The sequence below is a fragment of the Schinkia azotoformans genome, assembly GCF_035811335.1.
Lineage (GTDB): Bacteria > Bacillota > Bacilli > Bacillales > Bacillaceae_J > Schinkia > Schinkia azotoformans.
Genome location: NZ_JARSMD010000046.1, coordinates 24,851 through 50,272, shown reverse-complemented (window position 1 = coordinate 50,272; position 25,422 = coordinate 24,851). Strand labels below are relative to the sequence as shown.

The 25,422-nt window shown below is 35.9% G+C and carries 27 protein-coding genes and 1 riboswitch; of the genes, 12 read left to right on the top strand and 15 right to left on the bottom strand.

Going from position 1 to position 25,422, the window contains the following annotated elements; genetic code table 11:
• The first annotated feature begins 135 nt into the window (after positions 1–135).
• Positions 136–966 carry an ATP-binding protein gene (locus P9E47_RS21070; protein WP_003330117.1) on the top strand — a complete coding sequence of 277 codons (831 nt, stop codon included), beginning with the start codon at positions 136–138 and terminating at the stop codon, positions 964–966.
• A gap of 88 nt (positions 967–1,054) precedes the next feature.
• The gene (locus P9E47_RS21065) at positions 1,055–1,732 is read left to right on the top strand and encodes an IclR family transcriptional regulator domain-containing protein (protein ID WP_326164765.1); all 678 of its coding nucleotides are present in this window, start codon (positions 1,055–1,057) and stop codon (positions 1,730–1,732) included.
• Between the two features lie 41 nt (positions 1,733–1,773).
• Here P9E47_RS21065 and P9E47_RS21060 read toward each other — a convergent pair whose 3' ends face one another.
• From P9E47_RS21060 to P9E47_RS21045, 4 genes are all read right to left on the bottom strand, one after another.
• Complete coding sequence (locus tag P9E47_RS21060; protein WP_326164763.1) at positions 1,774–2,949, bottom strand: cation:proton antiporter; 1,176 nt, start codon at positions 2,947–2,949, stop codon at positions 1,774–1,776.
• Positions 2,909–3,355 (bottom strand): zf-HC2 domain-containing protein, encoded by a 447-nt coding sequence (locus P9E47_RS21055; protein WP_003330121.1) that lies wholly within the window; start codon positions 3,353–3,355, stop codon positions 2,909–2,911. Before P9E47_RS21055 ends, P9E47_RS21060 begins: the two co-directional genes overlap by 41 nt.
• Complete coding sequence (locus P9E47_RS21050) at positions 3,339–3,908, bottom strand: RNA polymerase sigma factor (protein WP_326164760.1); 570 nt, start codon at positions 3,906–3,908, stop codon at positions 3,339–3,341. Before P9E47_RS21050 ends, P9E47_RS21055 begins: the two co-directional genes overlap by 17 nt.
• 141 nt (positions 3,909–4,049) lie before the next feature.
• Entirely contained in the window at positions 4,050–5,117 is a 1,068-nt protein-coding gene (locus P9E47_RS21045; protein ID WP_326164758.1) for an anti-sigma factor family protein, read from the bottom strand.
• Between the two features lie 214 nt (positions 5,118–5,331).
• On the opposite strand from P9E47_RS21045, the gene P9E47_RS21040 reads away from it, so the two are divergent.
• The gene (locus tag P9E47_RS21040) at positions 5,332–6,222 is read left to right on the top strand and encodes a TIGR01777 family oxidoreductase (RefSeq protein ID WP_326164756.1); all 891 of its coding nucleotides are present in this window, start codon (positions 5,332–5,334) and stop codon (positions 6,220–6,222) included.
• Positions 6,223–6,286: 64 nt separating this feature from the next.
• Here P9E47_RS21040 and P9E47_RS21035 read toward each other — a convergent pair whose 3' ends face one another.
• Entirely contained in the window at positions 6,287–7,267 is a 981-nt protein-coding gene (locus P9E47_RS21035; RefSeq protein WP_003330125.1) for a 4Fe-4S binding protein, read from the bottom strand.
• A 179-nt stretch (positions 7,268–7,446) separates the two neighbouring features.
• A riboswitch (PreQ1 riboswitch) is annotated at positions 7,447–7,490 on the top strand.
• Positions 7,491–7,543: 53 nt separating this feature from the next.
• On the opposite strand from P9E47_RS21035, the gene queC reads away from it, so the two are divergent.
• Genes queC through queE form a run of 3 tightly spaced genes read left to right on the top strand, consistent with a single transcriptional unit; the run spans position 7,544 to position 9,410 of the window.
• Complete coding sequence (queC, locus tag P9E47_RS21030) at positions 7,544–8,209, top strand: 7-cyano-7-deazaguanine synthase QueC (protein ID WP_003330126.1); 666 nt, start codon at positions 7,544–7,546, stop codon at positions 8,207–8,209.
• A complete protein-coding gene (gene queD / locus P9E47_RS21025; RefSeq protein ID WP_003330127.1) occupies positions 8,210–8,698 on the top strand; it encodes a 6-carboxytetrahydropterin synthase QueD in 489 nt (162 codons plus the stop codon).
• Positions 8,691–9,410 carry a 7-carboxy-7-deazaguanine synthase QueE gene (gene queE / locus P9E47_RS21020; protein ID WP_326164754.1) on the top strand — a complete coding sequence of 240 codons (720 nt, stop codon included), beginning with the start codon at positions 8,691–8,693 and terminating at the stop codon, positions 9,408–9,410. The genes queD and queE overlap by 8 nt, the downstream gene beginning before the upstream one ends.
• A gap of 33 nt (positions 9,411–9,443) precedes the next feature.
• On the opposite strand, the gene P9E47_RS21015 is transcribed toward queE, so the two are convergent.
• Complete coding sequence (locus P9E47_RS21015) at positions 9,444–10,382, bottom strand: cation diffusion facilitator family transporter (RefSeq protein WP_003330129.1); 939 nt, start codon at positions 10,380–10,382, stop codon at positions 9,444–9,446.
• Positions 10,383–10,663: 281 nt separating this feature from the next.
• Between P9E47_RS21015 and P9E47_RS21010 the strand changes: the two genes are divergently transcribed.
• On the top strand, positions 10,664–10,999 hold the full coding sequence (locus tag P9E47_RS21010) for an ArsR/SmtB family transcription factor (protein ID WP_003330130.1): 336 nt from the start codon (positions 10,664–10,666) through the stop codon (positions 10,997–10,999).
• 88 nt (positions 11,000–11,087) lie between these two features.
• On the top strand, positions 11,088–12,851 hold the full coding sequence (locus P9E47_RS21005; protein WP_003330131.1) for a SulP family inorganic anion transporter: 1,764 nt from the start codon (positions 11,088–11,090) through the stop codon (positions 12,849–12,851).
• Between the two features lie 74 nt (positions 12,852–12,925).
• Here P9E47_RS21005 and P9E47_RS21000 read toward each other — a convergent pair whose 3' ends face one another.
• The 5 genes from P9E47_RS21000 to P9E47_RS20980 all read right to left on the bottom strand — a co-directional run bounded on the left by P9E47_RS21000 (position 12,926) and on the right by P9E47_RS20980 (position 16,767).
• Positions 12,926–13,510 (bottom strand): hypothetical protein, encoded by a 585-nt coding sequence (locus tag P9E47_RS21000; protein WP_003330133.1) that lies wholly within the window; start codon positions 13,508–13,510, stop codon positions 12,926–12,928.
• Between the two features lie 26 nt (positions 13,511–13,536).
• Positions 13,537–14,142, bottom strand: coding sequence for an SCO family protein (locus P9E47_RS20995; RefSeq protein ID WP_051678265.1), 606 nt, complete (start codon positions 14,140–14,142; stop codon positions 13,537–13,539).
• Positions 14,135–15,616, bottom strand: a complete 1,482-nt coding sequence (locus P9E47_RS20990) for a cbb3-type cytochrome c oxidase subunit I (RefSeq protein ID WP_326164752.1) — start codon at positions 15,614–15,616, stop codon at positions 14,135–14,137. The genes P9E47_RS20995 and P9E47_RS20990 overlap by 8 nt, the downstream gene beginning before the upstream one ends.
• Positions 15,617–15,642: 26 nt before the next feature.
• On the bottom strand, positions 15,643–16,161 hold the full coding sequence (locus tag P9E47_RS20985; RefSeq protein WP_003330136.1) for a cupredoxin domain-containing protein: 519 nt from the start codon (positions 16,159–16,161) through the stop codon (positions 15,643–15,645).
• Positions 16,162–16,437: 276 nt separating this feature from the next.
• Positions 16,438–16,767, bottom strand: coding sequence for a winged helix-turn-helix transcriptional regulator (locus tag P9E47_RS20980; RefSeq protein WP_003330137.1), 330 nt, complete (start codon positions 16,765–16,767; stop codon positions 16,438–16,440).
• A gap of 488 nt (positions 16,768–17,255) precedes the next feature.
• Between P9E47_RS20980 and P9E47_RS20975 the strand changes: the two genes are divergently transcribed.
• Positions 17,256–18,614 (top strand): sensor domain-containing diguanylate cyclase, encoded by a 1,359-nt coding sequence (locus tag P9E47_RS20975; RefSeq protein ID WP_003330138.1) that lies wholly within the window; start codon positions 17,256–17,258, stop codon positions 18,612–18,614.
• 267 nt (positions 18,615–18,881) lie between these two features.
• Here P9E47_RS20975 and P9E47_RS20970 read toward each other — a convergent pair whose 3' ends face one another.
• The 3 genes from P9E47_RS20970 to P9E47_RS20960 all read right to left on the bottom strand — a co-directional run bounded on the left by P9E47_RS20970 (position 18,882) and on the right by P9E47_RS20960 (position 20,221).
• Positions 18,882–19,376, bottom strand: a complete 495-nt coding sequence (locus P9E47_RS20970; protein WP_003330139.1) for a hypothetical protein — start codon at positions 19,374–19,376, stop codon at positions 18,882–18,884.
• 12 nt (positions 19,377–19,388) lie between these two features.
• Positions 19,389–19,634, bottom strand: coding sequence for a hypothetical protein (locus P9E47_RS20965; protein ID WP_003330140.1), 246 nt, complete (start codon positions 19,632–19,634; stop codon positions 19,389–19,391).
• 92 nt (positions 19,635–19,726) lie between these two features.
• A complete protein-coding gene (locus P9E47_RS20960) occupies positions 19,727–20,221 on the bottom strand; it encodes an Hsp20/alpha crystallin family protein (RefSeq protein WP_003330141.1) in 495 nt (164 codons plus the stop codon).
• Between the two features lie 164 nt (positions 20,222–20,385).
• Here P9E47_RS20960 and recQ point away from each other — a divergent pair, with 164 nt between their 5' ends.
• On the top strand, positions 20,386–22,173 hold the full coding sequence (gene recQ, locus P9E47_RS20955) for a DNA helicase RecQ (protein ID WP_003330142.1): 1,788 nt from the start codon (positions 20,386–20,388) through the stop codon (positions 22,171–22,173).
• A 26-nt stretch (positions 22,174–22,199) separates the two neighbouring features.
• Here the strand turns inward: recQ and P9E47_RS20950 are convergent, their stop codons facing one another.
• On the bottom strand, positions 22,200–22,637 hold the full coding sequence (locus tag P9E47_RS20950; RefSeq protein ID WP_003330143.1) for a GNAT family N-acetyltransferase: 438 nt from the start codon (positions 22,635–22,637) through the stop codon (positions 22,200–22,202).
• Positions 22,638–22,915: 278 nt separating this feature from the next.
• Between P9E47_RS20950 and P9E47_RS20945 the strand changes: the two genes are divergently transcribed.
• Positions 22,916–23,563: a metallophosphoesterase gene (locus P9E47_RS20945; protein ID WP_326164750.1), complete on the top strand. Its 648-nt coding sequence runs from the start codon at positions 22,916–22,918 to the stop codon at positions 23,561–23,563.
• Between the two features lie 246 nt (positions 23,564–23,809).
• A complete protein-coding gene (nikA, locus tag P9E47_RS20940) occupies positions 23,810–25,399 on the top strand; it encodes a nickel ABC transporter substrate-binding protein (RefSeq protein ID WP_326164747.1) in 1,590 nt (529 codons plus the stop codon).
• Positions 25,400–25,422: the final 23 nt, after the last annotated feature.

The window sequence follows — 25,422 nt, the reverse complement described above, 5'->3', positions numbered from 1 at the left end:
ATGGAATTATAGATGCTTTTTGGTTTAATTTGTTGAAAAAGTTAAAAAATTATAAGATAATAAATTTACTAGTTAGTAATTGGAAAAATCGTTAGAAAACGTTTACATTCTTTGGCGTTTAAAGGAGAAATAGAGATGACAGCTATTGCTTTTTTTTCAATTCTTGTAGCAATCATTATCTTTATAAAAAATCGAATATTACATAAACGTATACAAGAATTGAATGCAATCAATAAGCTATTAACTATAGAAAATGAAAATCATATGACTACAGTTCAAAGCCTGCAAGAGGAAATGAATAAGCTAACACAAATTAAGACTGTAAGTGAAATTGCCGCTAGCATTTCCCATGAAGTAAGAAATCCATTAACGGTTACAAGAGGATTTACGCAATTACTTAGAGATGGTAGTCTATCAGATGAGCAAAGAAATCAATACATAAGGTTAAGTTTAGAGGAATTAGACCGGGCAGAGCGGATTATTGGCGATTATCTTACTTTTGCAAAACCATCTATCGAAAATGAAGAAGTATTGCATTTAGATAAGGAAATTAAATACATAGTTCAAGTCATCAAACCGTATGCTACTTTGAACGATATAACCGTTGAAGTTAATATGGAAGATTGTCAGTACACTATTTTAGGAGAAAAGCAAAAGCTTCATCAATCCCTGCTTAACATTGTTAAAAATGGAATTGAGGCAATGGAGAGAAAGGGAAAAATATCGATTGAATTAAAGAAATACAACGATCTCGCGCAATTAATCATTGAGGACAATGGCAAGGGAATGTCCAAGGAACAGATCAATAAAATTGGTACTCCTTATTTTTCAACAAAAGAAAAGGGGACTGGTCTTGGTACAATGGTTGCCTTTAATATAATAAAAGCTATGCAAGGTGATTACACAATAGAGAGTCAAATAGGGAAAGGCACGAGCTTTTGCATTACTTTTCCGTTGGTAGAATAAAGACAAAATCTTATATGGGGTTTTAGGGACATACCATGAGAGAATTAAATATAGAACAATCAGAGCTGTTGAACGAGCCATTCAAATTTTGAATTGTTTTAGTTTTGAGAAGTCTGTGTTATCGATTGATGAAATCATGGCTAAAACAAAACTTGCTAAAGCTACTATCTATCGATTACTGTGGACACTTGAGCGTAATGATCTTGTCGGGTACGATCAGTCGTTAAATAAATACAGGCTTGGCAACAAACCATTGGAGTATGGTGGAATCGTTCTCGCCAATTTGGATATTAGGAGAGAAGCAGATCCTTACATGCAGGATTTGCATGAACAGACGGGATATTCCATCATACTCGCTACACGGCAGGACGAATCAATTCAATATTTAGTAAGGTACGATAGTGATGAAGGCTTAATGCCAACCAATTTTGTTGGGAGAAGGCGAACATTGCATAACGGTGCTTTAGGTATTGTTTTACTATCCTATATGGATGAGGAATTTGTTTACGACTTTCTAAAACGTTATCCATTGGAACAACATACATGTAATATCGTGATTTCCCGATCAAAAAACGACGATGAATATAATGTGAGAAGCTACTTCCTATTTAAGCGAAGCAGAGGCTCTAATACAGATATTGAAGAAATGTTTGGAGAACGTCATGATCTTATTCGTAAAGAAACGGACGGCTGGAAAATTGCACGTAGAATTATTATTCCTGACCAAGCTGTGATTACGACAATGAATATTGCCATGTTTTTATAACAAAAACCCCCGTGGATCCTATTTCACGGGGGTTATCAATGTTATACTTTGGAATAAACAGTAGAACTTTCTTGCTGTTCTCCTATTACTTTTTTATCCTGATACAATATTTTAAGTAGAGGAGGAGTAACGAGTGTAGTTACAAGCACTACAATAATTAAGACAGTAAACATTTGAGATTCAATTATCTTATGTTCGATGCTTAATGCAGCAAGTATTAAGGCAACTTCGCCGCGGGAGACCATCCCCGCACCGACTTGAAGCGAGCTTTTCCACTTATAGCCTGCTAACTTAGCTCCGAGACCGCTTCCAACCATTTTCGATAAAATCGCCATTATACTAAGACCAATTATTAACCATAGATACTCAGATACACCGTTTAATTGGGCACTAAAGCCAATACTAACAAAAAAGATTGGTACAAATAAGGAATAGCCAACAACCTCAACTTTTTCCATAATCTTATGACCTAAATCAGTAGTACCAATTGAAATCCCAGCAAAATAAGCACCAATGATTTCAGCCACACCATTATATTCGGCAAAATAAGCAAATAACAAGCAGATAATCAGCGCGCCACCGACAGGTGCCTGCGGGACAGCCATTCTAGATAATAGACTAATCGTCCATGGTATAACCTTCCACATCAGAAGAATAGCAATAGAAAAGAAGACTACCTTCTTCAAAAGGACTGTACTAAGACTGACATCGCCACCCATAAAGCTCATAACCACAGCCAAAAGGACGATGACTACTATATCATCCAATACAGCTGCTCCTAGGATTGCCATTCCTTCCTTCGTTTTCAGTTTTCCCATTTCACGTAACGATTGTACCGATATACTAACACTTGTAGCCGTTAGCACTAAACCGAAAATGATAGACTCATAAAAGCCTAGACCTAATAGAACACCAGAATAATAACCAGCGATTAAAGGGAGAATAATCCCGCCAAAACCAACATAAGTTGAAGCTTTAATATTTTGTTTGAATTCTTTGATATCTGTCTCAAGTCCAGCAATGAACATTAAGATAATAACCCCAAGTGTGCTCATTTCGTCAATGAAGTCATTGCCTTCAACGAACCCAAAGACAGCTGGACCAATTAAGATTCCGGCAATTAATTGTCCAAGAACAGAGGGTTGTCCTAATTTTACACTAATACTGCCTGCGATTTTAGCAGTTATTAAAATAATTGCTAACTGTAATATAATCATAATTTACATTTCCCCACCTTTTGCTAGTTTCAAGATTGAATGTAGTTTCTTTTTCGATCGGCATTTCTTTGTCAACAGGCTGAGGTTCAAAATCTTTCTTTATAAACATCCATAATAAAAATGTTAAGAAAACGATGAGACAAACCCCAAAAATAGCGGAGTTTCGCTTCCATTTCGTAATTCTGTTTATAAAAGCTAGCTCTTGGGGAGAGGAATTGCTTTTACTACCTAATGATCTTTGTAGTTTCAAATCAAACTGTTTGCTCTTAAGTAATTCAGTTTTAAGGGCACTGCATTCTTTACATGTAGCAAGATGTGATTCTACGTAAACTTGCGATTCCTTCGAAAGTTCTTGATCAATATATAGCGGTAAAAGATCCTGAACGATCTCACATTGATTCGTCATAAAAAACCACCTCATTTTTGTATAAATCTCTAAACTTTTGCTTAGCTCTATACAAAAGCACTTTTGTTGTCTGGGGTGTTTTATTTAAAATTTCGGCAATTTCAACATGTGATAGACCATGAACTTCTTTAAAAATCAGAACATCACGATAATCCTCGGGCAGTTTCGTTAGAATATCCTGGACATCCTTTTTGGTTTGTTTTTGCAATGAAACGGTTTGCGGATCAAAAGAGTGATCGCCTTGCTCGTTTACATCCTCATCGTCAAACAGATTCCGATCCTTCACCCAGGATCTCACTTTATTCCGATATATATTTCGTGCAATTTGTAAGAGCCAAGTCTTTAAACTTGAATTACCTTTAAAACGATGAATCGATGTAACAGCTTGAAAGAAGGTTTCTTGTGTTAGCTCTTCACTAGCATCTTCTGAGCCTGTAACCTTCAAAAAATACATATACACAATCGCGCGATGATTATGATAAAAGTCGGTTAAATCATCCATTATTGAATGTTTAACCTTTTTCCCATTTCGAAATGAGTCAAAAAGAGCCAAGCAATCCTCCTCCTTTCCCCTCAGCCATGTAGTAACAAAAACATGTAAAAGGTTACAGTAAGTTTTAAAAAAATTAAAAAAATCTTTAAAATAAGAAAACAAAGCCTTTTAAGGAAAAATATCCCTAAAAGGCTTATCTTGTCAGGAAATCATAAATTTATAATGCATTCCAGGAATAATTAAAACGGCATGCTTTACGTTCAGTGTAAGCGGGCTTTTCATATCTTTATAGATTGGAATCGTAAAAATCCGTTGCTCGTCATTTTGAAAGTCTATTTTAGGCTCCTTACTCCAATTCTTTTCGTTCGCATCCGTTATGTTAAGACTTAATTCATATAATCCAACATCCTGAATTTCATCAAGCTGTTTATAGTAAACATTTATTTTTGAATCCTCGACTGAAGCTTTTTCTATTAAAAATCGAACATTATTAATACTTATTTCTTTATTAATGACAGTCTCCTTTCCTTGTTGAAGAGGAAAAGAAAGATCTGATGTTTTATAAAAAACCGCTAGATTTGGTAGCTCAACTCCGATAAATTCGGTGTTTTTTTCAATACCTGCTAGTGTCCACGTCTCTTCAAGAAGGGAATTTCCAAAGTTGCTTTTGTTTTCTTTATTTGTAAGGACTGTATTGTTCGTTAAATCCATAGCAATTAATGTATTAGGCCAGTAAATATCTTCCTGGACAAAATCAATATTTGGATTAGACCATTGGTATGTATAAGAAAAGATGGTTTCATTAGTAGAAATTTGTTTTGTCTTTAACTGTAGATTCAAACCCGAATTTTTCATGATCTGTTCTTGGGGAGGAGATAATGATACTAACTCACTATCAAGTTTAACCAGTTCCTGATTGGCCTTATTCTGTTTGGCTTGCCACTTTTCTTCGGCACGTTCTTTACTTAAATACCAACTCCCGATCGTGAACGATAATAAAAATGCTGTTATATATAACATGATTTTTTTTCGATATTTGCTTACTCTTGTAATAAAAGCAACTTCACTTTGCTTTGTATTGTCTTCATTTATTTCTTCATCATGAAATGCGATGGAAAAGTCCTTGTCATCACGTAATCCCGTAAGTTCAGCTCGACATTCATCACATTCTTGTAAATGCTCCTCGATGATTTCCTTTGCTTTTGAATCAACCATGTCATCTATGTATAGGCTTAGCAATTCCTTCACCAAAATATGTCTTTCTTTCAAAAAAAAACACCTCCACAACAAAAGCGAGAGTTATAAAATTTATTCTCCCGCTCCGAAATTCCTTTTCCTTACTACTCTTGCATCCGATTATAACATATGCGCAGATTTCTTCCTATAGTATTGTCTATATGAGCTTTCCTAGAGACTTGAGAGTTATTCACTTACAAGTTATGATTTTAATTAGTCCTTCTTAATTAACGGTGGTGAAGTAAATATGAAAATTATCATTTTCGGAGGCAGTGGTTTTATTGGGAAACATTTAACCTCTTACCTCATAGAAAAAGGAAATGAAGTTGTTCTTGTTTCTCGTTCTGAGCGGCAAAGCCAAGATTCGCTAGTCCGTTATGTGACTTGGAGCGAGCTCCAAGAAAATATAGAGTCCCTTGAAGAGGCAGACGCCTTTGTCAATTTATCTGGTGAGACGATCAACCAATACTGGACACCCAAGGCGAAGACGAGAATTTTGGAATCGAGAATTAATTCAACAAAAAAAGTAGCTTATTTTGTTCAAAAATTAAAAAGCAAACCGAAGGTCGTAATTAACAGCTCTGCTGTTGGAATCTATGGTATGTCGGATAGTGATGAATATGATGAGGATAGCCCGCTTAGCAATAATGATTTTTTAGCGCGGATTGTCTATGAATGGGAGAGGGCTGCGGATACAATTGAACAATATACCCGCCTTGTTAAGTTAAGGCTTGGTGTTGTTTTGGGGATTGACGGGGGTGCACTACCTAAAATGCTGCTACCTTATAAGCTTTTTGTTGGTGGAAGAATCGGAAGTGGCAAGCAATGGCTTTCATGGATTCATATTGAAGATCTTGTTCGACTTATTGAGTTTTGTGTTACTAACGAAAAAATAAATGGACCGGTTAACGCAACAGCACCTTCACCTGTAACAAATGATGAATTTGGTCGTGCTATATCCTCCGTAATGGGAAAACCTCATTTTTTTCATGTGCCTTCGTTGATCCTTCGTGTCATGTTAGGCGAAATGTCCCAGATGGTGTTAAATGGTCAAAAGGTAATACCCAAAAGGGCAGTGGGGTCCGGATTTACTTTCACCTATCCAACAATTGATTTGGCAATAAAGGATCTGCTTTAGAAAAACTAAGAATTTCAATCAAAACAAGGCGCTCAACCAACAGAGGTAAGCGCCTAGAGTATTTTTATAAACTAATATCTATTTTTCGATTCTTCCTTGTCGCAATCGGCTCCCCTTTGTAGCGCAAATATTCAGCAAGACCTGCATCAAATCCCGCTGTATAATCGATGGCATTCGTCGGGCATACGTGAATACAAGCTGTACACGAAATACATTCAGTTGATAGCACTCTTTTTCCGGCATACATATAATCCAATAGTTTAATATCCATCGGACATACTCGTTCGCAGGCAAAACATTCAACACACTTACTTTGTGTAATTTCTATTTTTAATAGAGAAAACCGGGAACCGATCTTTTGAACAACCGGGATTGGACAAAAATACTTACAAACCGCACGATTATCTTTAAGAAAAAAGGCGAGTAGAAAACCGACAATATAATAGACTACATTTCCGATTAAAAACCAATACATCTCTTCTAACGATTCCAATTGCGGTGTTTTTTGAAGAACAAACATGACATATAAAACTAATCCCAATGATCCAAAGAAATGGATATACCGAAACCAGCTTAAATGACGTATTCGCCCTTCTTTTGGCTGTTTCCACGGAAGTAGGTCAAGAATAGCTACCGTCCAACAAGCATAGCCACACCAGCCGCGCCCGAATATCAATGTCCCGCCAATTTTAGCAACTAAATAATGGATGGTAGCACCGATAAACACACCTATAAAGAGGTAAAAGAAAAATCCTTCCATTTGCATATTTTCCTTGCCGTAAACACCGAGGAAAAATATCATGTAAGAGCCTACTAAAAATTGAGTAACAAGCCGGCCCCTTTGTTTTATTCTTTTTGGTAGAATACCGGTTAATAATGTTCCTAAAGCTATAGAAATGCCAATGTATGAAAAATTAAAAAGGTAAAACATATTATCCTTTGTTAACCAAAGCGTAACCGCTATAGTTAAAAAAACGAGTAGCAGACAAACCGGTAAAACAAAGTTTTTCTGTTGTAAGTTCCATTCTTGATTTTTTTTGTTCAAGCTTTCACCACCTTTTTGCTTTTTAATTCCATAATAAGGAATTATACACGTAAATCATTTATAAATGTTGAAAAATAACTTAGAATTTTTTAAAAACACACCAATGACAAGAAATATGGTATAGTAAAAATAATTAAGTCAAAAACCGGGCACAAATACGCCAAGGCGTATTTGATTATACGGTAGAGGTTCTTAGCTACCCTCTCTAAAAAACTAAGAAGGAACAGCATTCTTCTTAGTTTGCTGTTTTTTTCTATTGAAAAGGAGTATGGAAACATGAAAAATGACAAAGCAATCGTCGTTTTTAGTGGCGGTCAGGATAGTACAACTTGTTTATTTTGGGCTTTGAAGAATTTTAAAGAGGTGGAAGCTGTTACATTTGATTATAATCAGCGCCACCGCTTAGAAATAGAGGTGGCCAAGGATATTGCAAAAGAACTTGGTGTTAGGCACCATATTTTAGATATGTCATTATTAAATCAGTTGGCACCTAATGCTTTAACTAGGGATGATATTGAAGTAAAAGCTGGTGAGGATGGGGAGTTACCAAATACCTTTGTGCCTGGCAGAAATCTTCTGTTTTTATCATTTGCCGGTGTGTTAGCAAGCCAGGTGGGAGCAAAGCATATCATTACCGGTGTATGTGAAACCGATTTTAGCGGCTACCCGGATTGTCGAGATATTTTTGTAAAATCATTAAATGTAACTTTAAACCTATCCATGGACCAAACCTTTGTCATCCACACACCGTTAATGTGGATCAACAAAGCAGAAACGTGGAAGCTGGCAGATGAACTCGGGGCATTGGATTTTGTCCGTGAAAGAACATTAACTTGCTATAACGGTATTATTGCTGACGGGTGTGGCGAATGTCCGGCTTGTAAGCTTCGTAAAGCAGGGTTGGATCAATATATGGACTCCTTGAAAGAGGGGATTGAATAAATGGAAAACAAAATTTTCGGCTTTCGAATTGTTGAGGACCTTCAAAAAATAGATAAGGATATAAATCGGAATCAGTTGAAATATCATAATAAAAGAGTGCTAGTAAGCAAAGAATTTACGTTTGATGCAGCCCATCATTTACATTGCTATGATGGGAAATGCAAAAATCTTCATGGGCATACGTACAAAGTTGTTTTTGGAATTAGCGGATTTGTGAATGAAATTGGTCTGGCCATTGATTTCGGAGATATAAAGGACATTTGGAAAGCGGAAATAGAGATCTATTTAGACCACCGCTACTTGAATGAAACACTTCCGAAAATGAATACAACAGCAGAAAATATGGTCGTTTGGATTTATGAAAAAATGAAAGAGTCATTAGAAAAAAGACAAAATCAATATGACGGGGCGCGGGTTGAATTTGTAAGATTGTATGAAACTCCGACAAGCTATGCCGAGGCTAAAAGGGAGTGGATGGAACTTGAGTAGGATTCCTGTTTTAGAGATCTTCGGACCGACAATTCAAGGTGAGGGCGCTGTCATTGGACGAAAAACAATGTTCGTTCGTACAGCTGGCTGCGATTATCATTGCAACTGGTGTGATTCAGCCTTTACATGGGATGGTTCTGCAAAAGATGAAATCAAACAAATGACTCCTGAAGAAATCTGGGATGAGCTTTTTGAGTTAGGAGGCAATCGTTTTGACCATGTGACCATCTCGGGCGGAAATCCAGCCTTGATCACAGCAATTGGAGAATTAGTTAGTCTTTTGAATGAAAAAGGAATCCAAACCGCTCTTGAGACCCAAGGCTCGAAGTGGCAGGATTGGATGAAGAATATTGATGATCTTACACTTTCACCAAAGCCGCCTAGCTCCGGGATGGAAACGAATTTTGAAATACTGGATTCGATAGTTGCCACACTTTTAGAAGTTGGGAATGAAACAATAAAGGTTGTTGTATTTGATGATGTTGATTTTGAGTATGCTATAAAAATTCGTGAACGATACAGAGATGTTCCTTTTTATCTCCAAGTTGGCAATGATGATATAACAACTGTTGATAATGACCTTTTGACAAAAAAATTGCTTCAAAAATATGAGTGGCTGATAAATAAGGTTATGGAAAGTCCACAAATGAATGATGTAAGAGTATTGCCTCAGCTTCATGCACTCGTATGGGGGAATAAAAGAGGTGTCTAATATAAAGAAGAACAAAGACAAAAAAGCGCATCGTTACGGCGCTTCTTTGTTTAAAAAATCATAACCATATTGTCCATGTTCGTTAATGCTCGGATGTTCAATTTGCACGGTGTTGTGTTTAAGGCCATATCTGTCTTTTAACATCTGATTAATAGCTGATACAACATCAAATGGATTTTGTTCTTTATTTATAAAAACATGCGCTGTTAGGGAATGGTGATCCGTCGTAATTGTCCAAAGATGCAATTCATGAATATCTCTAACACCTTCTATAGCTCCAATATCAGCACGAATCTGATCAAGATCGAATTCTTCCGGCACTGATTCCATTAAGATAAGGAAGGATTCACGGATAATTTTAGCGCCTCCAGTAAAGACGACTCCGCCGATGACAATACTAATAATTGGGTCAAAGATGTTAAGATTTGTAAAGTAAATCAAAATAGCGGATATGATGACACCAACGGAGTTTAATAAATCACCGATGAAATGCCATAGTGCGCTTTTGATATTTAGATTATTTTCTTTTTTTGTACTTCGGATTAATACAATTGTAAGGACTATATTTACAATTAAACCAATAACAGCAACCCCTAACATTAATCCAAAATTGATTTCCTGAGGATTTATGATTCTTTTAATGCCTTCGATAAAAATTCCAATCGCTATGACTATTAACGCTAACCCATTTAAAAATGAAGCTAAAATTTCAAAACGAAGGTAACCGAAAGTATATTTATTATTTGATTCACGTGTAGATAAATAAATAGCGGTTAAACTCAATCCCAATGCCAGTACATCAGACAGCATGTGCGCCGAATCAGATAAAAGTGCCAAGGAATTGGCTAATATCCCACCAACAACTTCAACGAGCGTAAAAAATAAGGTTAATATTAACGTTATCCATAATGTTTTCTTAGATTCATTTTGTTTTTTTACATGGCTTAGGTGGTGAAAATCATATCTATTCATTTTTTTAAAATCTCCCTTCTACGCTAATCATAATTCTAGGTTATGCTATTGTCAATTCTAATTGAGAACTTATTATTTTAATTGATAATGATATTCATAGTATATAGTTTAAAATTTAATATTATTGATAATAATTATTAATAGGACCTTGTTGTATCCATTTCTTTTATAAAAAGTATTTGAATTTTTCTTTAATCGGCAGTATAATCCATACATATTCAAATATTTGAATATGTGAAACTATCTTTTGCATGTTCAATGGTTTTTAGGGGGACGATTTTTTGTGGAACGATATGCACCAATTTAAAGCTGAATTTTTCAAAGCGTTGGCACATCCTTTGAGAATTCGAATTTTGGAAATATTATCGGAGGGGGAGAAAAGTGTAAACGAAATTCAAACTAGCCTTAATAGTGAGGGCTCTGCCGTGTCACAACAGCTAAGTGTGTTGCGAACGAAGAATATTGTCGTTGGTGTAAAAGACGGGAAAAGGGTGATTTATTCACTGCGGGACCCGGCCATTGTTGAGTTATTAAAGGTTGCTAAGGAAATATTTAATAATCATTTAATTGATGCTATTAATGTGCTCGAAGGGTTAGATGATCAAAAAACAAATTAGTTTGGGTGGCCATAAATTTTGGGTGAACACAAAAACGGGGAAAAAATAATCTAGAGTGGAGAAAGTATAAAGAAAAGAAGGGTCAGTAGTGAGAAGCTTATTTATTGAGCGATTCGAAGGGTATACACTTAAACACTTTCAAAAGGATTTAATTTCAGGAATAATAGTAGGGGTTATTGCCATTCCATTAGGTATGGCTTTTGCAATTGCATCTGGGGTTAAACCGGAATACGGGATTTATACAACGATTATTGCGGGAATTTTGATTTCCTTGTTTGGAGGCTCCAAGTTTCAAATTGGTGGTCCTACGGGTGCCTTTATCCCGGTTTTGTTTGGGATTGTTATTACGTATGGATATACAGACCTATTACTAGCCGGCTTTATGGCGGGAATCATGCTTTGCCTGATGGGTATTTTTAAAGTCGGTAATTTAATTAAATTTATTCCACGTCCAGTTACAATAGGTTTTACTGCTGGAATTGCTGTTATCATTTTTTCAGGACAAATTGGTAATTTTCTCGGGCTGACTGACTTAGAGAAGCATGAAAAATTCATCGATAATATGAAAGAAATCATAATGCATATTGATACAATCAATATGTATAGCATATTTACAGCATTACTTTCGTTATTAGTTATTTTAATTACACCGAAAATATTACCTAAAGTACCCGGTTCATTGGTTGGCTTAATTGTTTCAAGTGTTGTGGCAACGATCTTCTTTTCAGGACATATCGAAACGATAGGCACGGCTTTTGGTGAAATACCAAGTAAACTTCCGCACTTTCAATTACCGGAGATTACTTGGGAGCGGATTGAAAAATTATTGGCACCAGCCTTTGTTATCGCGATTTTGGGTGGAATTGAGTCATTATTATCAGCTGTAGTTGCGGATGGAATGACGAATAGTAAGCATAATAGTAATCGTGAATTAATCGGTCAAGGTGTAGCCAACATCATTACACCATTATTTGGGGGAATCCCAGCAACTGGTGCAATTGCAAGGACAGCAACGAATATTAAAACAGGTGCGGTTTCTCCATTATCAGGTGTCATTCACGGTGTATTTGTGCTATTTACATTGCTCGTGTTTGCTCCATATGCGTCACATATTCCATTAGCAAGTATGGCACCAGTATTAATGATCGTTGCATGGAATATGAGCGAACGAAAAGAATTTTCACATGTATTAAAAATGAAAACAGGGGATTCACTGATTTTGGTAGTGACTTTCCTTGTTACCGTATTTGCAAATATAACAACAGCGGTCGAGGTCGGACTTATTTTAGCCGTAGTCTTATTTGTAAAACGAATGAGCGAAATGCCAATTGTTTCGAAGGTGTTACCGGACCATACAAAAAAGAATCAACCAGTCCAGCCTCATGTTGTGAGCGATACACATGACTGTCCACAAGTAAGCATTTATACGATCGAAGGTCCGCTGTTCTTCGGAGTTGCCCAGTTTTTTGAACAACGAATTACAGAAACAATCCACTACAAACCCAAGGTATTAATTTTACGAATGGGAAAAGTTCCTTTTATGGATACAACGGGAGAGGCAAATCTTAGAAGCATTATCCGTCACTTTAAGAAGCAGGGCGGCACCGTATTAATTTCCGGAGCTGTTTTACCATTATTGGACACATTGAAAAAGTCAGGATTATACGATGAAATTGGTGAAAATCACTTTTTCAATCATACTGGGGAAGCGATTAATTTTGCCTTGAAGGAAATTGAAACAAATAAATGTTTAGGCTGCAAGCATTTTGCATTTCACGAATGCGAACAACTATCACGTGCCGGGAGCCTTGAAAAGGGAGTAGGGCGCAACAGTCAAAAAGGAATCGTTTAAAGAAACTAAAAGGCAGATTTAACATAATAACATGTTAAATCTGCCTTGTTTAATTTGGTGAACTTTTTAAGAACCTAGTTTTCTTCACTTACTATATAGTTTGCACGGTGGTCACCTACAAAAGATCGGAAAATAAAGTAAAGTATAATCAGAGCCGTTATCAATAAAAAGATCTGGCCTAATAGTACTTGTTGACCAAGTAGATAATTATTACAAAGCCGTACCGGTGATATAATATACAACCATCCATAAACACCAAACATTGAAATATTATTGGCCCATATAAAACTTTTCCAAAGAGGATGTAACCTTTTCCAACACAAACTGATTGGAATTCCTGCTAGTAACGGTAACGTGCTATATTTTAGAATTCCAAACACTACATCATTCAAAGAAGCATCCACTGCTCTTGGCAGCATCCAATAGGTGATCGTGAAAAGAGCCAAGAGAATTCCGGCGACTCCATTGAGTTTGGAATTGTTATTTTCAACTGAAATTTTTGTTTTTATGGCTTCTCCCATAAAAAATCCAGCTAGAACGAGCAGGGGAAGCTGGATAATCATTTGACCAACCATGTGGGATTCCATTAATTGTTTAACTGGAGGAAGTGCTAAAAGAATGAACAAACCGGTTCCCAATGTTGCGTCTCTTTTAAACATCTTTTTCTCCTCCTGATCTGAAAATTTTAACCAATTATAGAACTAACTTTTTTAATAACTTTATCTGGATTTTGATAATCAAAAATCTCAACAAGCTTTCCTTTTTCATTAATCATATAGATAGCAGAATTATGTTCATATCCGCCAGTTTCATTCGGTATGACGATCACACCAATTAAATCTAAAAATGCTTGTTGGGCATCATAGTCGGTGAATCGCACCATTTTCCATGTGACACTATCGACATCAAAATGTTTTCCATATTCCTTTAACCTTTCAGGAGTGTCCCGTTCTTGGTCAAAGCTAAAACTTAAAAAAACAACTTCTTTCCCTAAATATTCTTTAGGCAAACCATCATAAACCTCTTTAAATTTCATTTCTAAAATAGGGCAGACATCGCCGCAGCTCGTATACATAAACGTTGCCAGAACGATTTTGCCTTTATAATCATGAAGCTGAAGTTTCTTACCGTCACCATCTTCCAAGCTAACATTCGGAAGTAGGGGAGCGGTTTCCGTAATATCAATTTGACGGGCTTTCTCCGCCGTAAAAGCGTGAAGCCCGTCAGTTCCTTCCCATAGAACTAATAATCCAATTATAAGTACGATGAGAATAGAAACTAGATTACGCATATAACTTTTCCTTTGTTTCTTTTTCATCTTTTTGTGTACCAATTTGTTTTGCTGATACCGCAAAACGGATGATAAATACAGATGTTGCAAAAATAATACCAATGGCAGCAACTGCACCTAATTGGTCAGCAGGAACCCATTCAGGGAAATGCTGGGACCAGCGTCTTGGTGCACTTAGTTTTCCGCTGTAAAGGAATGAGAAAGTTAATCCTGCAAAGAATAATAAGTATACCCAGAAGCTTAATTTATCAAGATAGGAAGACATTTTAAGTCCTTCAACTTTAAGGACATAATACATAAAACCAAAAATCATTGCGACAGCTCCGATACCCATGTACATATGGAAATGTCCAGGTACCCATTTTGTATTATGCATCACGTGATTGATTGCAATTGTTGCGTCGATAATAGCAGGAACTACACCCATAACCCAACCAAACATGGACATAAAAAATAAGGTTGAAGGCATATCCCATTTAATACCAGATCTAAATATAATTTGTAATGCACCAAAAGCTGTTACAACAAGAACTGGAAGTCCATTTGCATAAGAAAGAACTTGACCTAGGATCAACATCCATTTTGGTACAGCAAAGTCCATTAATAAATGGTGGGGATAAATAATCATTGTAAATAATGTAGACGCATTCCATGCAATTAAGAAAGTGCCATATGTTTTCCAGGGTCTTCCAGTGTATTTAGGGAAAACTTCATAAACAGCGATAACACCCATATAAATGATAGAGTTTGCGAAAATATGTCCAAATGCATAAATTAGGTTTTTAGCTAAAAGTGGATCCATCGTAAAGCTGGGATTAAACACATTAATAATACTCATAATTAGGACTGCTGCACCAGATACTAAAGCAGCTGTATTAACAATTGTAACCATTGTTGCCGCCACAATTGCTGGAGGAAGTTCTTCTTTCATTGTTTTACCGAAAATGATTGGCCAGCCTAATGCGTTACCAAGATTTCCATATTTTTTAATAATGGCTCTTCCTGTATCAAGGTAAAATAAAAGGAAACCGGTACCGAGAACAGTCATACCTCCAAGGTAGAAAACTGCTCCGGCAGCTCCCCACATTCCACCTGAAATGGCTGGAAGAGGATAAAGGAAAGTCCATGCTGCCGCAAAATCAAAAACGAAAATACCAATAAGAACCATTACGACTCCCAGAATAGAAAGAACGATATTTGATACAAAAATGGCCTTGCTTAATTTAATATATTGACTTGTGAAATAATACATGATGGCTGTTCCGGCCAGAGCTCCTGCACCGATCATTCCAGTTCCATGTAGAGTCATAATTTTATAGAAAAAACCATCGGAAATGGTAATTAATTTCCCTTGATTTAATAGCATGATTAAACCCACAACCATCATCAGTAAAATAAGAACGCTGCCCAAAAGGGTCGGAAAAACAACACTTTTTCTTGTTGAACTATTGACTGTATCAGTAATAGGTCTCATATGACGTTACCCCCTTTAAATAATTATTATTCTGTTACTGTAATTGTTGCTTGCATTACATGATGGGCAATCCCACAGTACTCCAAGCATAAAACTTTATACGTACCTGGTTTTTTAAATGTTACATAAACTGGATTCGTATATTCAGGCATTGCTTGTGTTTGTGCAACAATTTGCATGTTGTCATCATAAATTCCAAAACCATGGTTGACGTCCTTACTTGTTACATTAAAAACAATGGGTTGCCCAACTTTGAATTCATTTTGCGATAATTCGAAAGCGAATTGCATAGCAGTTGCATCGACTTCAATTTGATTTTCTTGTGCTTTTGCTCTATCAAAAGGAAGATCTTGAAGTGTAATGGTTGTTGCAATACCAAGCACAACAATTAAACCAAGAAAATAAAATTTTTGAACCGTATGCCCTTTATGTTTTACTGAAGCATACTCTTCTTTTTGACTTGAATTGATTAGTACGTAAACAAATACTCCAATAATACCAGCGATGAAAATAATGGTCGTAAACCAAGCTGCTTGTTGATACATAAATGAACCCCCTTAATAAAAAGTTTTAATACAATTCTTCATTTTGTTTTTTTAGGTTTCTTACGTTTTAGAAGCGCACCCCCTACAGTTGCTCTCGAAATAACCATATAAAATTTAAAATACTTCATCTGTAACAAACTTCACAAATTGCTCACAAATTTTACAGTAATTTACATTTTTATAAATAGAGTAATAAAAACTATCGTAATAGTGTTAAATACGCAAAAAAACCGTCTGTACAATTTTTGACAGACGGTTTATCATTTATTTATATTCTTATTTTTCATCTAAGTTACTATGATCCATGGAATTTTCTGCCCAATACTGAATCGCTTTAATAATAGGTTCCATCTCTCTACCACGTTTTGTTAACTCGTATTCGATGCGTACCGGAATTTCAGGATAGACATTTCTCGTTACAACACCCCATTTTTCTAATTCCTTTAGCCTTTCAGAAAGAAGTTTCCCACTGATTGGTAAACTTGATTCCATCTCTCCAAATCGTTGGGGTCCAACTAGTAATTGAGAAATAATAAGTCCCATCCACCGTTTTCCTAATAATTGCATAGCTGCTTCAAATTTAGGGCAGAGTTCATAATTACTCATACAAATTCACCTCTACCTTTATTATAAACAAAAAGTAATGTTGTTACCATATTTCAATAATAAATATAATAACTAATTAATATGAAATAACTAAAGGTCACTATATATTGTATAAAATATACACAATTACACTTAAGCAGAAGCAAGTAATGAAGAAAGATTTACTTCGCTCAATCCAGATTTCTTTTGCTTTTTTTCGTTCATAGCTTCTATGGTTACGAATACTATTTCTGCGGCTTTCCATCTTCGAAAACTCCCTTCATACATATTAAGGTATAAATTGAAATCTTTGTTATAATCATTTTAACACTGAAAAATTCAACTTTTGTCGTCGTTTTAGGAATAATTTTTGAAATATAAAATATGAAATTTTTGTAAAATATTTCTAAATGGACTATTTTAATTGTTTATTATTCTGTAAAATAATGAAAGAAAATATAAATATCAAAAGTAAAAAAAACTAAGACATATTATTGGAGAAAAATAGAATGAAATTTTTAAATTTCGGGAGAATTGGCAGGAAACTCTTAATTACTACTAGTATTTCTGCGATTGTTTTCTTTATCTATGTATTTTTTAGTTACTTGGAAATCGATCATCAATTTTCAACAAATGCAAGATTACAGATAGAGATTGATGAACTTCAAAATTCACTACATATTTTATACGTATCATTATTAAACCAAGAAAGTGCACAAAGTGGTTATCATTTAACAAAGGAAACTACTTTTTTGGATTCTTTTGAAAAAAGTACAGAAGAATACAATAATGCAACAGATTTTCTTATCGGAAAGCTTGAAACACAGCCCCCAAATATTAAAAAGTCAATTGAAGATGTTATCAAAAAAGGACAGTCATGGCATGAGGAATATGGTGCTCCTTTAATTACGATGACTAAAAACGGAGAACAGCCTACGGTGGAGTTATATAAAGAATCTAAGGCATCGTTTGATGACTTCCGCCAATCACTTCATGAAGCAGAAATCGTCGCCGCAACATTAAGAGATACATACCGAAATACTTACAAAGACAAAATTTCCGAAGCAAGAAACACATTATTTATTATTTCGATTTTACTCATTATTCTTAATGTACTTATCATTAACAGACAAACAAAATCGATTATTCAACCCGTTCTATTATTAAATAATAGTGTGAAGGCCTACACAAGAAAAGATTTTACAGTTGGAATACCTCCATATAAAAGGGAAGATGAATTAGCTGAACTCATTCGAAATATAAATACGATGAGAATAGAATTACATGAAAAATTCTCATCAATGGAATCCTTAGTCGACCTGGATGGCCATACCGGTATATACAATCGACGGTATTTTGATCAAACATTAGAATTGGAATGGGCCAATGCTAGATATTATTCAAAAGTGATTTCACTCATTTTATTTGATATTGATTATTTTAAAAATTACAATGATACCTTTGGTCATTTGGAAGGTGACAAGTGCTTAAAAAATATCTCCAGGCAATTGTGCGAGCTATATGGTGATTCATCGGATATTGTAGCCAGGTTCGGTGGAGAGGAGTTTGCTATTATTCTACCGGATCAAAGTGAAGAGGTTGCGTTAACAAAAGCTGAAACCTTAAGAAAAATGATTTTGGATTTAAAGATTTTACACCCAACCTCAGAGGTTAATAAATTTGTTACGATTAGTGTTGGTGTTGCAACAATGACTCCGTCCAATGGAAATAGAAGATCAACCCATTTAATTTCCCTGGCAGATCAAGCCTTGTACCATGCAAAGGAAAATGGAAGAAATCAAGTGACCCAATATAGCGATATTACAACCGATAATTCACCGGGATTGAAACAAAAAATTGTCCAATAAAAATAAATAGCACTTTTTCGCTTTAGAAGTGCGAAAAAGTGCTATAGTAGCCCGTGCTGCCTAAAAACTGTTTCAAATCCGCATTTTGCACAAAAAGCCGCGTCAGACCTATTTGTGTGCCCACAACAGTGTTTGCCACTCGTTTTAGAATCTGAACAGCGATTAATTAACGGTGCTCCGCATCGAACACAAAATTGATCTTTTTCTTCGGCAAGATGATGGCATCTTATGCAATGTTTTTCTTCTTTTTGATCACTCAAGGCCCCATCACCCTATTTCTGTAGTTGGTGAAAAGTTTATTAAGCGCTGTTGCACTGGTGCATCAATGATATCATCATCTTTGATGACATTTAGGCTGTCCGCTAAGACATTATCTCCAATAAATTGTCCGTTCCCCAAGTTGCCTTTTATTTGAGATGCCCACCCGGATTGAGTGCTTTCCCCAATTGATATTGTCGAATTTGTATCAAGAAGATCAACCTTAATTTCATTAAAATTTATATTAATATCACTATCAGAGGTTTTTATGTTATTTTCAATCCACATGCTGTTATTGACCATTGGGGTATCGACATTGTCATCATCAGATACAATGGAAATAAAATTTTCTAATTTATTTTGATTACCAACTTCCCCTAACCCTGAATTCAATTTGATTTGGGACCGCCAGCCGTTCATAATATTCGATTGCGAGATGAAAATCCCTGATGAAGATTCAATTGAGGTTACTTGAATATCACCTAGATCAAATTGGACTCTCATAGTGTACCCCCCTTAAAGTGCTTGAGTTTGGTTTGATGGGACAACATCATTATCAGACACTGGCATATCAATGACATCGTTATCAACAATATTAATGATCATATTTATTTCAGCAGTATTGCCGATAGCCTGACCAGTTCCAAAATTTTGCTTTTGATGTGAATTCCAGCTTGATTGCAAATTTTCACCGATTGCAACCGCTGCATTTGTATTTTGAGAGTTGATGACGATAGAAACAAAGTTAATGGCAATTGCCATAACAAGATCACCCTAACATGTTTTGGTATTATATCTTATGCAATACTTTATTGAAAAAGTACGTAACTAAACGGTCGCTTCGACCGGACATCCTATAAATTCAAATCAATTTCCGTAAATTGAAGGTCATCAGCTTTAGGTATTTTAATCTGAAGGATACCATTTTTATAATTAATTTTCGCCCCCCGCTGCTGAACAATAGCAGGTAATAGTACTTTATGCTTGTCGCCAATATTTGGAATATCCTTTAAAATGAGTTGATTTGAATTGTAAAATATTTTTCCGGCCTTAATATCATTTTTATTATTTAGCGGGAAGTGGACAAAGACATCTTCGTGCGACTCAAATACCTTTATTTCAATGGGTTCATTTTTATGTTGAGCACTAGTAGGATTTTTTGTAGGTTCTTTATTGGTTAGGGTGGATGGTTTTTGCTCCCTTGATTTCACATCCGTTTGCGGGGAAGATTGAAAAGGAACATGACTTGATAGAATTTTTTTAATAAAATCTTCAACCTCATTCGGTTTAACATTTGTAAATTGTTTTATATACTCCTGCAGGTTTCCGTTAAGATTCCAAGGGAACATCACCACTCACTCCCTTCAGACCCTTGTTATCTTTATATGTATGCTAAAAAATTATTTTTTTTCAACAAAGTTTTGCTTTACCGGGTAATTGTTATAGCACCTATGATGCTAGAAATTGTGATATGATAATATATACGATTGAGACTCACAGCTGAGGTGATGAAATGCTTCAAGAAGCACAAAAAATATTAAAGACTTATTTCGGTTATTCCTCATTTCGAACAGGGCAAGAAGAGATCATCTACCAAATTCTCCAAAAGCAAGATACACTTGGTATTTTACCAACTGGGGGAGGGAAATCCCTTTGTTACCAAGTGCCTGCATTACTTGCAGAGGGCGTGACCATTGTAATATCTCCATTAATTTCCTTAATGAAAGATCAAGTTGATCAACTTCAGCAGGCTGGCATATCTGCTACGTTTCTAAATAGCTCCATTGATGCTTTTGAAATGGAGGAAAGGGTAAGAGATGCTATTCATGGGAAATACAAGCTTCTTTATATTGCCCCGGAGCGTCTAGAGACTCCAAATTTTCGAGCGGTACTGGAAAGGATTCCAATTTCAATTGTCGCTGTTGATGAAGCGCATTGTATTTCGCAATGGGGACACGATTTTCGGCTAAGCTATCGATTAATTTACCAAATGATCGAAGGTTTGAGGGTAAAGCCAACTGTAGTTGCGCTCACAGCGACAGCCACGCCAATTGTAATGGAAGATATCCGTGAACAGCTTCGTATCCCTCGGGAAAATACTGTTGTAACCGGATTTAAACGTGAGAATTTAACTTTCTCTGTTGTAAAAGGCCAGGAAAAACGTTCATTTATTTTAAAATATATTCAAGACCGCCCCAATCAGTCGGGAATTATTTATGCCGCAACGAGAAAAGAAGTCGATCAGCTCCATGAATTTCTACTGCAAAAAGGAATTAAAGCAGGAAAATATCATGCCGGACTCAGTGAAGAAGAGCGCAATCATGCACAGGATCAATTTATTTTTGAAAAAATAGCCGTGATGGTCGCAACCAACGCTTTTGGAATGGGCATTGATGCCTCAAATGTCCGCTTTGTTATCCACCACAACCTTCCGAAAAACATGGAATCCTATTATCAGGAAGCAGGCAGGGCCGGTAGGGATGGGGAACGAAGTGAATGTATTTTATTATTTACACCGTATGATATTCAGCTTCAAAAGTTTTTGATAGAGCAATCGCTTTTGGACGAATCCGCTAAACAGATCGAATACGAACGACTTCAAAAAATGACTGACTACTGTCATACCGAGCTTTGTCTCCAACGCTATATTGTCGAATATTTTGGGGACCATTATGAAGAAGAAACATGTGGGACATGTCAAAACTGTACGGACAATCGGGAAAAAATAGATATCACAACCGAAGCACAAATGATTTTTTCTTGTATAAAAAGAATGGACGAGCGCTTCGGGAAAACCCTTGTTGCCCAAGTATTAAAGGGCTCGAAAAATAAGCGGATCATCGAAATGCATCTACAAAAACTATCAACTTATGGTTTACTAAAAAATCGAACAGAAAAAGATATTGCTAACTTGATTGATTTTCTAATTGCAGAAGGGTATTGCAAGTTAACAAACAGCCAATATCCAACCGTGGGCTTAACAAATAAAGTTGTACCCGTATTAAAAGGGGAGCAGAAGGTATACAAAAAAGAGCAGGCGATAAGACATCTGCTCGATGCCAATGATGAGTTATTTGAAATTTTACGCACGGTTCGAAAAGAAATTGCCGACCGCGAGAAAGTTCCGCCTTACATCGTTTTCTCAGATAGCACCCTCCGGGACATGTGTGCAAAATGTCCGGAAGATGAAGCAGCGATGTTATCTGTAAAAGGGGTTGCCGAAACGAAGTTAGAGCGGTACGGCCGTGAGTTTTTAGCTGCCATCACGGAGTATTTGAAAGGGGTCTCTGTTCCAAGGTAAATAGTAATGGGAGCTGTTGCTTTATCTTACAGCTCCTTTTCCATTAACATAGTAACCTCTTTAAATCCAAGCTTCTCGTACATATTTTTCGCCGAATTCCCAGCAAATACATTCAACTGTACGGATTTCATCCCTGCCTGTTTAAGCTGGTCCATAGCTTCTTTCATTAGGATTTTCCCAACCCCATTCTTCCGATAGGGCGGGAATACATAAAGTTCATAAAGAAAACCAACCGGGTTATTTTTATAAAAATTCTGGTCGAATCCCAACAAAATCCAGCCCATTACTTCCCAACCATGTTGGGCAATCAGATAATAACCACCATGAGAAAGAACCTTTGAAACCATATCATGTGTCATATGTAAATTACTTTCCATATAACCCGCTGAAAGTTCTTCAGTCAATGATAAAGACCATTGAAATAAATGATTTATTTCATATTCGTTAGCCCTTCTAATAATCATTTTTTGAAACCACCCTATTATTTTGTACATCCCTGTATGGGAAAAATATTCATGGTATAGTAAATGATATTTAAAGAAATTGGTTACCTGCAAAATGGTAAGGTACGTATGAAAATACGGGAAAAAGCAGGATTCACTGTGATATATACCATAGACTAAAAATACTTATTTGAAATAATGTTTGTATCGCACTGTTCAGTTGGTATAAGTGTTAATACTATTATTACAGTTGGAATATTCAGTAATTACATTTTGTCTATAATAGGGGGAATAATTGAATGAAAATCGCAATATTATCCGACATTCACGAAGGACTTAACCGCAAAAAAACAAGGATTGATATCATGACATTATTAAATAATTGGCTCGATGCGAACCAGCCAGATGTATTTATTATAAGTGGTGACATGACAGCAGGTCCTGAAAAAAGTCTTAATCTGTTGAATCAACTTCAAAATTCAAATCCGCAAATTAAAATAATATTTGTTCATGGGAACCATGATGTTTATTATGGAGATTCAACTCAAGCATATGAAATTTTGCTTAAGTTCCCAGGTAATCTTGGTAATGGACCAATTAAATTGGATGATAATTGGGTAGTCATCGGTGAAGGTGGTTGGTATGATTATACATTTGGAATGAAGGACTATAATGCCGAACATTATGCTCTTGGAACATTCGGTAATTTTACATGGCCTGATAAAACCTATGCCAATTGGCCGATGGATGACCAAAATTTGACGGATTATTATGTTGAAAAAATTGAGAAATGGCTACAAGAGTATGAAGGAAAAAATATTATTATGGTTACGCATTATGAAGGAATTGAAATAATCTGCAACCCATTAGGCTACTATCCCCATGAATGGAACCATAGTTCCCCGGAAAAAGAGATCCATTCAACAATAAAAGTTATTGTCATTTAAAGTTATATTATGTAAATGGTTAAAGAAAAACGATGGATATCGCCCCGTTTATCGAAAAAAGCAGGACTTTCCTGCCTATAAGATAGGTTGCTATTGCTTTAGGTGTGGATACTAATTCCATATTGATTCTACAAGCTTTTTTTTGCCTAAAAATTAGAGGCTTATATTATAATAGTATATAATCATTTTTTGCTGATGAATGCTCTTTGGGATGCATATTTTAAAAATGTTGGGACGGAAAATGGAATGAAAAAAAATAAATTTACAATCATACTATTTACTTTGTTGCTTCTGTTTATTAATGGATGCTCAGGTGAAATTAATGCACCAAGAGAAAATAGTGAACTGGACGAAATTGTGTATGCCAGTACAAAGGATATACGCGACATCAATCCCCATTTATATAGTGGTGAAATGGCCGCTCAAAACATGGTTTTTGAACCTCTCGTGATCAATACTGACGATGGTGTTAAGCCATGGTTGGCTGAAAGTTGGGAGATTTCGGAAGATGGATTAGAATATACTTTTCATCTAAGACAAGATGTTACGTTTACAGATGGTGAACCGTTTAATGCACGGGCTGTTAAAATGAATATGGATGCTATTTTAGAAAACAAAAGTCGGCATGCTTGGCTCGATATGGTACATTTAATTAAAGAAAACATAGTCGTTGACGAATATACATATAAACTTGTTTTACAACAGCCATATTACCCTACTTTAATAGAATTAGGTTTAACCCGTCCATTTAGGTTTATATCGCCTTCAAGCTTTATAAATGGAACAACGAAAGAGGGTGTGAACGGGTATGTTGGGACTGGGCCTTGGATTTTATCAGAGCATAAAAACGACCAATATGCACGATTTATAGCCAATGATCACTATTGGGGAGAAAAACCTAAGGTACGTGCCGTCAGATGGAAAGTCATGCCAGATCATCAGTCTATATTACTTGCACTTGAAAAAGGGGATATCAATCTTATTTTCGGCTCTGACGGGGATATGGTTAATATCGATTCCTTTAAAGCTTTGGAAGATCAAGGTGTATTTCAGACACTATTAAGTGAACCGATTACATCACGTACAATCTTATTGAATTCAAACAGCCCAGTATTAAATAATTTACAAATTCGTGAGGCAATCCAGTATGCAATTGATAAAGAATCCATCGCTGACGGCTTGTTTAACGGATTAGAAACAGCTGCTTATACATTGTTTGCGCCAAATGTCCCATATGCAAATGTCGATTTGCCGAAAAGAACCTACAACCCTGTTTATGCAAAAGAACTTCTTGACCGAGCGGGTTGGAAGCTTGGTGAAGATCGATATCGCTATAAAGAGGGAAAAAAGTTGGAGATGACTATTTACTTTAATTCAGATAATGCCAGTGAACGTACGATTAGTGAATATTTGCAGCAGAATTTACAAGAGGTAGGAATAAGTCTAAAAATAGTCGGGGAAGAGAAACAAGCCTTTTTAGATCGCCAAAAGTCCGGGAAATTCGATTTGCAGTTTTCAACATCATGGGGAATACCGTATGATCCCCAATCTTTTGTATCCTCTTGGAGGATCCCGGCTCATGGCGATTACCAAGCACAATTGGGACTTGAGAATAAAGAATGGTTAGATCAAACAATAACAGCCCTATTAATAGAGCCCGATGCAGAAAAACGCCAGAAAATGTACACCGATATTTTATCCTATCTCCATAAGGAGGCTGTTTATGTACCGCTTACTTATTCTCGGACAAAGGCAATTTTTGATCCTGCCCTTAAAGGTGTTACATTTACCCAGTCACAGTATGAGATTCCTTTTGAAAAAATGTACTTCGAATAGTTCGATATGGATTTGGGGGTATA

Bases quoted from the DNA above. Each gene is read 5' to 3' on its own strand.
- P9E47_RS21070 (WP_003330117.1), top strand. From the start codon at position 136: ATGACAGCTATTGCTTTTTTTTCAATTCTTGTAGCAATCATTATCTTT.
- P9E47_RS21060 (WP_326164763.1), bottom strand. From the start codon at position 2,949: ATGATTATATTACAGTTAGCAATTATTTTAATAACTGCTAAAATCGCA.
- P9E47_RS21055 (WP_003330121.1), bottom strand. From the start codon at position 3,355: ATGACGAATCAATGTGAGATCGTTCAGGATCTTTTACCGCTATATATT.
- P9E47_RS21040 (WP_326164756.1), top strand. From the start codon at position 5,332: ATGAAAATTATCATTTTCGGAGGCAGTGGTTTTATTGGGAAACATTTA.
- queC (WP_003330126.1), top strand. From the start codon at position 7,544: ATGAAAAATGACAAAGCAATCGTCGTTTTTAGTGGCGGTCAGGATAGT.
- queD (WP_003330127.1), top strand. From the start codon at position 8,210: ATGGAAAACAAAATTTTCGGCTTTCGAATTGTTGAGGACCTTCAAAAA.
- P9E47_RS21015 (WP_003330129.1), bottom strand. From the start codon at position 10,382: ATGAATAGATATGATTTTCACCACCTAAGCCATGTAAAAAAACAAAAT.
- P9E47_RS21000 (WP_003330133.1), bottom strand. From the start codon at position 13,510: ATGTTTAAAAGAGACGCAACATTGGGAACCGGTTTGTTCATTCTTTTA.
- P9E47_RS20995 (WP_051678265.1), bottom strand. From the start codon at position 14,142: ATGCGTAATCTAGTTTCTATTCTCATCGTACTTATAATTGGATTATTA.
- P9E47_RS20990 (WP_326164752.1), bottom strand. From the start codon at position 15,616: ATGAGACCTATTACTGATACAGTCAATAGTTCAACAAGAAAAAGTGTT.
- P9E47_RS20985 (WP_003330136.1), bottom strand. From the start codon at position 16,161: ATGTATCAACAAGCAGCTTGGTTTACGACCATTATTTTCATCGCTGGT.
- P9E47_RS20980 (WP_003330137.1), bottom strand. From the start codon at position 16,767: ATGAGTAATTATGAACTCTGCCCTAAATTTGAAGCAGCTATGCAATTA.
- P9E47_RS20975 (WP_003330138.1), top strand. From the start codon at position 17,256: ATGAAATTTTTAAATTTCGGGAGAATTGGCAGGAAACTCTTAATTACT.
- P9E47_RS20970 (WP_003330139.1), bottom strand. From the start codon at position 19,376: ATGAGAGTCCAATTTGATCTAGGTGATATTCAAGTAACCTCAATTGAA.
- P9E47_RS20965 (WP_003330140.1), bottom strand. From the start codon at position 19,634: ATGGCAATTGCCATTAACTTTGTTTCTATCGTCATCAACTCTCAAAAT.
- P9E47_RS20960 (WP_003330141.1), bottom strand. From the start codon at position 20,221: ATGTTCCCTTGGAATCTTAACGGAAACCTGCAGGAGTATATAAAACAA.
- recQ (WP_003330142.1), top strand. From the start codon at position 20,386: ATGCTTCAAGAAGCACAAAAAATATTAAAGACTTATTTCGGTTATTCC.
- P9E47_RS20950 (WP_003330143.1), bottom strand. From the start codon at position 22,637: ATGATTATTAGAAGGGCTAACGAATATGAAATAAATCATTTATTTCAA.
- P9E47_RS20945 (WP_326164750.1), top strand. From the start codon at position 22,916: ATGAAAATCGCAATATTATCCGACATTCACGAAGGACTTAACCGCAAA.
- nikA (WP_326164747.1), top strand. From the start codon at position 23,810: ATGAAAAAAAATAAATTTACAATCATACTATTTACTTTGTTGCTTCTG.